Below are 6,617 nucleotides of genomic sequence, written 5' to 3' on the forward strand. Positions count from 1 at the left end.
CGAGAATGACGGGAAGGGAGAGCGGAGATGACCGAAGAGGACCACTCCACGGAGCTCTCCTTCCTCGTCGGACGCTATCCCGAGTGGACCATCTGGTACGGCCTCGCGACCGGCAGCTGGTGGGCGCTTCCCCCCAGGGAGCGCGACATCGGCGACTTCGTCGAGGCGGCCGACCTGCCCGGACTCATCGAGCACATCGAGGAGATCCAATCCGAACTCCCGCCGTACCGGGACCCGTCGAGCATCCTCCGGCTCGGCGCGCCCCCGGTCCGACGGGTGCCGCTGGCGGCATGGCCGGGTGACCCTGCAAGGTGACCCGCTGTTCCCCGGCCCGGCTCCGTGCCGCAGCGGCATGAGACCCCGGAAAGCGCACAGGCGAGGCATTCACCCTCCATCACGTTCCTCCGTGAGAATGCTCAGCCGGGCAACCCCCGCCGCTTTCCGGGGTCTTCCTCAGTAAGCTGCCCGTTCATGAGTCATCTTCGGTCGGTACTGGCGCTCTGTACGGCCTTGTGCACCGGTCTGGTCGTGACGCTCTCCGCGTGCAGCGCCGAGGACGCCCCCGGCGGGAAGGCCGAGCCGCTGAAGACGGTCGGAGCCGCGGAGGGGGCCCTGAACCTCCTGTCCCTCCCCGGCTACGTCGAGGAGGGCTTCGAGGACCGGTCCGTCGACTGGGTGAAGCCGTTCGAGGAGCGCTCCGGCTGCCAGGTGAACGTCCGCACGGTCGGCACCGCCCAGGACGTCTACGAGCGGATGTCGGGAGGGGACTTCTACGACGGCGCGCTGGTGCCGTCCGAGGCGTTCGGCAGGCTCGTCGCCGCGGACGGCCTCGCCCCGGTGAACACCAGGCTGCTCCCCTCCTACAAGTCCCTCGACGCGCGGCTGCGCGGCCTGGTGAAGCAGGGGGACGAGACCTACGGGGTGCCCGCGGCGTGGGGGGCGAACCTGCTGCTGTTCGAGACGGGCCAGGCGCAGCCGGCCTCCTGGGGCGCGGTGTTCGACCCGGGGGAGAGCAAGCCGCACCACAAGAGGATCGTCTGGCGGGACGGCCCGCACGCCATCGCGTCGGCCGCGCTCTACCTCAAGCACCGCAAGCGCTCCCTGAAGATCCGCGATCCCTACGCGCTGACCACGGGCCAGCTGGACGAGGTCGTCTCGCTGCTGCGCGAGCAGCGCCCGAACGTGCTGAGCGTGTGGAAGGACGGCATCCAGTCGATCGAGGCGTTCGCCGCCGGGGACGCCGTGGTCGGGATGGGCGGCCTGCACGAGCTGGACGTGCTCGCCAGGGGCGGGCGCCCCATCGCCGTCGCCGCCCCGAAAGAAGGGGTCACCGGCTGGTACGCCGCGTGGGGGATCAACCCCCGGGTGCGGCACCCCAACTGCATGTACCAGTGGCTGGACTGGGTGAGCACTCCCGAGGTGCAGAAGCAGGTCGCGGAGTGGAGAGGGGTCTCGCCTGCGGACAGCCGGGCCTGCGGGCTGCTGCGGCCCGGGTTCTGCACCGCCTACCACGTGGGGGACCGCGCCTACATCGACGGGCTGGTCTTCCCCCGCATCCCCGACGAGGAGTGCGAGAAGGACTCCGAGTGCGCGGACTGGTCGGACTGGACGGAGGCGTGGTCCTCCCTCGGCTGACCCGGCTCCCGGCCGTCGCGTCGTCGCGTCGGCGTCAGGACATGACGAAGGCGGGCCCGACCGCCCCCAGTCGGACCCGCCTCGCGGACGCGTGGGCGAAAGACCGCCGTCTTCGCGTCCCTTTCATGGGAGCGGGTGCCCCGGGCCAACCCCCCGAAAGCCCGGGGCCCCGCTGTATCCAGTGAGGTTCACTCACCCACTTGGAACCGCGGACGGTCCCCGAAGGGAGACCGGCAGGGCGGGCACGCCGACGATGGCATGCGCGAACACCCCTGAGCCGCCCGACATGCGGGCGCGAGCGCCGGCGCCGGGGACCATATAGGTCTTTCGGCTCATTGCTCACCTCCCTGACATTCGGTGGACCGTTCCTCGGTTCTCCTCCTTTCTACGTGCTGTTGTCTGAGATCGGGGGAATGTCGGAACCAAACCCTGGCAAAGCTGCTGGGTTCCCCCTTACTTACTGAAACGCCTCTTCCAGCAGATCCAGCCCCTCCAGCAGCAGGTGTTCGGGGATGACCAGCGGCGGCAGGAACCGCAGGACGTTGCCGTAGGTGCCCGCGGTGAGCACCAGCAGCCCCCGCTCGTGGCACGCCCTGGCCAGCGCCGCGGCCGCCCCGGGATCGGGCGTCTTCGTCCCCGGCACGACCAGCTCGATCGCGGTCATCGCGCCCCGTCCCCGCACGTCGCCGATCTGCGGGAACCTCTCGGCCAGCGCCCGCAGCCGGGACAGCATGACCTCGCCGATCCACCCGGCCCGCTCGACGAGCCTCCCGTCCTCCATCGCCTCGAAGACGGCCAGAGCCGCCTGGCAGGCGAGCGGGTTGCCGCCGTAGGTGCCGCCGAGGCCGCCGCCGTGCACGGAGTCCATCAGGTCGGCCCGGCCGGTGACGGCGGCCAGCGGCAGCCCGCCCGCGATGCCCTTGGCGGTGGTGACCAGGTCGGGGACGATCCCCTCGTGCTCGCTGGCGAACAGCCGCCCGGTGCGGCCGAAGCCCGTCTGGATCTCGTCGGCGATGAAGACGATCCCGTTCTCCTTGGCGAACCGGTCGAGAGCCGGGAGGAAACCGGGGGAGGGCTCGATGAAGCCGCCCTCGCCGAGGATCGGCTCGACCAGGATCGCGGCCACATTGTGCGCGCCGATCTGCGTGGTGATCTGGTCGATCGCCTGTGCCGCGGTGGCCGGACCGTCCAGTTCAGAGCGGAACGGGTAGGCCATCGGCATCCGGTACACCTCGGGGGCGTACGGGCCGAAACCCTCCTTGTACGGCATGTTCTTGGAGGTCAGCGTCATCGTGAGCAGGGTGCGCCCGTGGTAGCCGTGGTCGAAGACCACGACCGCGGGACGCCGCGTGGCGTACCGCGCGATCTTCACGGCGTTCTCGACGGCCTCCGCGCCGGAGTTCACCAGGATCGTGCGCTTCTCGTGGTCGCCGGGCGTCAGCTCGTTCAGCTTCTCGCACACCGCGACGTACGCCTCGTAGGGGGTGACCATGAAGCAGGTGTGGGTGAAGGCCCCCACCTGCTCCCGGACCCTGCGCACGACCTCCGGATGGGCGTTGCCGACGCCGGTGACCGCGATCCCGGACCCGAAGTCGATCAGGCTGTTGCCGTCGACGTCGGCGACGACCCCGCCGCCCGCCGCGACGACGTAGACCGGCAGCGTCGAGCCGACCCCGGGGGCCACGGCCTTCTTCCGGCGCTCCTGGAGCTCCCGGGAGCGGGGTCCGGGGATCTCGGTGACGATCTTGCGTTCCTGCGGCAGGGCCGGGCCGCCGTTCAAGCTGCTCATACCCCTGACGATAAGCCGCGCGTCCAAGCCTGAGACGCTGACATTCTGGACAACTCAGTGCCTCGCGATTGGACACAGTGTCATGGCGCCGACTCTCGCCTCCGTAGCGTCCCTGCCCAGGCTCGGCCTGCGCGGGCTCACGACGGCGTCCCCGGACGTCCCTGTCCGCTGGGTGGCGGTGAGCGAGCTGCCCGACCCCACGCCCTTCCTGCAGGGCGGCGAGCTGGTGCTGACGACCGGAATGTGGGCGGCGGGCCCCGGGGAGGACGGGGAATTCCAGGCGTACGTCGCCAGACTGGTCGCGAGGGGGGTGGCCGGGCTGGGGTTCGGGGTGGGGCTCGGCCACGCCGAGGTGCCGCCCGCGCTGGTCGAGGCGGCGGAGCGGCACGGCCTGCCGCTGCTGGAGGTGCCCCGGCCCGTCCCGTTCGTGGCGATCGGCGAGGCGGTCTCCCGGGCGCTGGCCTCCGCCCAGTACGAGAACGTCACCCGGGCCTTCCAGGCCCAGCGGGAGCTGACCAGGGCCGCGCTGCGCGGCTCCGGGGCGCTGACCGACCGGCTGGCCAGGGAACTGCGCGGCTGGGCGCTGCTGCTCGGGCCGTCCGGGGAGCTGCGGCACGCGGTGCCCGAGTACGCGGGGAACCGCCTGGACGAAATCGCCTCGGAGCTGCACCGGCTGGCGGGCGGGGCCGCGAGCCTGGCGCTGCCGGGCCCGGTCGTGGTCCAGGCGATCGGCCTGGGCGGGCGGCCCCGCGGCTATCTGGCGGTCGGGACCCCGCGGACGCTGAACCCCGTCGAGCACACCATCGTGGGCGTCGCGGTCTCCCTGCTCACCCTCGGCTCCGAGGCGCCGCGCGGGGACGCGCGGCTCAGGGCGGCGCTGGGCAGCCTGCTGCTGGGGTGGGAGCCCGAGGAGCCCCCGCACCCGCTGCGGGTCCTGGTCTGCGGAGCCGACGCGCCGAAGGGGCTGGAGAACGACCCCGTGTGGGAGCGCTGCCTGGCGGTGCCGCATCCCGCCGGATGCGTGCTGATCGTCTCCGACCCCCTGGTCGAACAGGTCATCCCCCTGGTGGAGGCGTACGGGCCGGTGGGGGTGGGGGACCCGGCGAAGCTGGGGGACGTGCCCCGCTCGCTGGCCGAGGCCGAACGGGCCAGGCCGGTCTCCGGGGTCCGCCGGTACGCCGAGCTGCCGGTCCGGGGGCTGCTCGGGCTGCTGGACGGGCCGGAGGCCGAGGCGATGGCCGAAAGGCTGCTCGCCCCGCTGGACGAGACGCTGCGCGCGTCGCTGCGGGCGTATCTGGAGGCGGGCGGCCTGGGGGATCCGGCGGCCCGCGCGCTGGGGGTGCACCGGCACACCCTGCGCCACCGGACGCGCAGGATCTCCCGGCTGCTCGACCGTGACCTGGAGGACGCCGGTACCCGTGCGGAGTTGTGGATCGCTCTCATGCTCACGCAGCGTGCCGTTTTTTAAAGATCCATCACGGTTCGGCGTAGTTCTTGTTAGCGATCTTCTATTTTGCCGGAACTTATCGTGAGACTCTCCCTTTGTTCGCTTTGCCCTATCTGAACCTGACAAGGGGAGTCGATGAAGAAGCTGATCGGGGCGTCCGCCGCGGCGGGGCTCGTCCTCGCCGGCCTGGCAGTGCCCGCGCCGGCCTCGGCCGCGCCCGGGTACAGCCCCGTCAAGTGGGGAGCATGCGGGCAGGACCTGGTGGACTACGCCGCGGCGTACGACACCCTCAAGGGCGCCACCCTCCAGTGCGCGAAGATCAAGGTCCCGCTGGACCACGACAGGCCCCGCGGCAAGAAGATCACCCTCGCGCTCTCCCGGATCAAGCACACCGGCGCCAAGAAGCGCGGCAGCCTGGTCGTCAACCCCGGCGGTCCCGGCGGCACCGGCACCGACTTCGCCGTCCCGGTCGCGGGCCGCGCCTCCGCCAAGCTCCGCGCCGCCTACGACATCGTGGGCTTCGACCCGCGCGGCACCGGCGGCAGCGGCGCGATGAGCTGCGTCGCCGACCACTTCGACCCCGTCCGGCCGGACTACCGGCCCAAGGACAAGGGCGACATCGCCTACTGGCTGAAGGAGTCGAAGGACTACGCCAAGGCGTGCGGCAAGAAGTACGGCCGCCTCCTGGAGAACATGAAGACGACCGACTCGGCCCGCGACATGGAGCTCATCCGGCAGCGTCTGGGCGAGCGGAAGCTCAACTTCTACGGCGCGTCCTACGGCACCTACCTGGGCGGCGTCTACGCGACGCTGTTCCCGCGCAAGGTCGGCCGCATGGTGCTCGACTCCAACGTCGCGCCCAGCAGGGTCTGGTACGAGGCCAACCTGGAGCAGGACAAGGCCTTCGACCGGAACCTGAACGTCTTCTTCGGCTGGGTCGCCAAGCACGACAAGACCTACAAGGTCGGGACGACCCGCAAGGCCGTGCGCGCCTTCTACTACAAGACCCGCGCCGAGCTCGCCGCCAAGCCCGTCTCCGTCGCGCTCGACCCCGCCAAGCCCGCCGAGCTGACCAAGGTCGGGTCCTCCGAGCTCGAGGACAGCTTCCTCGTCGCCGGATACCGCGCCAGCAGCGGCATCTGGGGCCTGCTCGCCACCGCCCTCGCCGAACGCAAGGCCGGATCCGACACCGGCATCGCCAACGCCTACGTCAACCTCGGCGCCACGGAGGAGCCCACCAGCGGCTTCCCCGTCTACAACGCCGTCCAGTGCACCGACGTGCAGTGGCCGCGCAAGTGGAAGACCTGGAAGCGGGACGCCGAGCGCGTCCACGCCAAGCACCCCTTCGTGACGTGGGGGAACACCTGGTACAACACCTCCTGCCTCTACTGGCCCGCCAAGGCCGGCAAGCCGGTGAACGTCCGCGAGCGCGCCGGACTGCCGGACATCCTGCTGTTCCAGGCCACCCATGACGCCCCCACCCCCTACGCCGGCGGCGTCGAGCTGCGCAAGAGGCTCGGCGGCCACCTGGTCGTCGAGGACGGCGGCCTGACCCACGGCGTCGTCCAGCGCGGCAACACCAGGATCGACGCCTACTTCGAGAACTACCTGCTCACCGGACGCCTTCCGAAGAAGAAGATCGTCCACGTGGACGCCCTGCCCCAGCCGCAGCCCCCGGCCGCGGCGGCCCGGACCCGGGCCGTGCCCGCCGACGAGGTGATCCTCGGCCGGCGGTGACCCCTCCGC

The 6,617-nt window shown here is 71.3% G+C and carries 5 protein-coding genes; 4 read left to right on the forward strand and 1 reads right to left on the reverse strand.

What is annotated here, in order from left to right:
- Nucleotides 1-27 precede the first annotated feature (27 nt).
- Nucleotides 28-315 (forward strand): hypothetical protein, encoded by a 288-nt coding sequence (locus ABD327_RS14705; protein ID WP_344450914.1) that lies wholly within the window; start codon nt 28-30, stop codon nt 313-315.
- Nucleotides 316-471: 156 nt separating this feature from the next.
- Complete coding sequence (locus ABD327_RS14710) at nt 472-1,635, forward strand: extracellular solute-binding protein (protein WP_344450915.1); 1,164 nt, start codon at nt 472-474, stop codon at nt 1,633-1,635.
- A 457-nt stretch (nt 1,636-2,092) separates the two neighbouring features.
- Here the strand turns inward: ABD327_RS14710 and gabT are convergent, their stop codons facing one another.
- A complete protein-coding gene (gabT, locus tag ABD327_RS14715; RefSeq protein ID WP_344450916.1) occupies nt 2,093-3,424 on the reverse strand; it encodes a 4-aminobutyrate--2-oxoglutarate transaminase in 1,332 nt (443 codons plus the stop codon).
- Nucleotides 3,425-3,506: 82 nt separating this feature from the next.
- Between gabT and ABD327_RS14720 the strand changes: the two genes are divergently transcribed.
- Nucleotides 3,507-4,892 carry a PucR family transcriptional regulator gene (locus ABD327_RS14720; RefSeq protein WP_344450917.1) on the forward strand — a complete coding sequence of 462 codons (1,386 nt, stop codon included), beginning with the start codon at nt 3,507-3,509 and terminating at the stop codon, nt 4,890-4,892.
- Between the two features lie 114 nt (nt 4,893-5,006).
- The gene (locus ABD327_RS14725; protein WP_344450918.1) at nt 5,007-6,608 is read left to right on the forward strand and encodes an alpha/beta hydrolase; all 1,602 of its coding nucleotides are present in this window, start codon (nt 5,007-5,009) and stop codon (nt 6,606-6,608) included.
- The last annotated feature ends 9 nt before the right edge of the window (nt 6,609-6,617 follow it).

Source organism: Actinocorallia aurantiaca (assembly GCF_039533685.1).
Lineage (GTDB): Bacteria > Actinomycetota > Actinomycetes > Streptosporangiales > Streptosporangiaceae > Actinocorallia > Actinocorallia aurantiaca.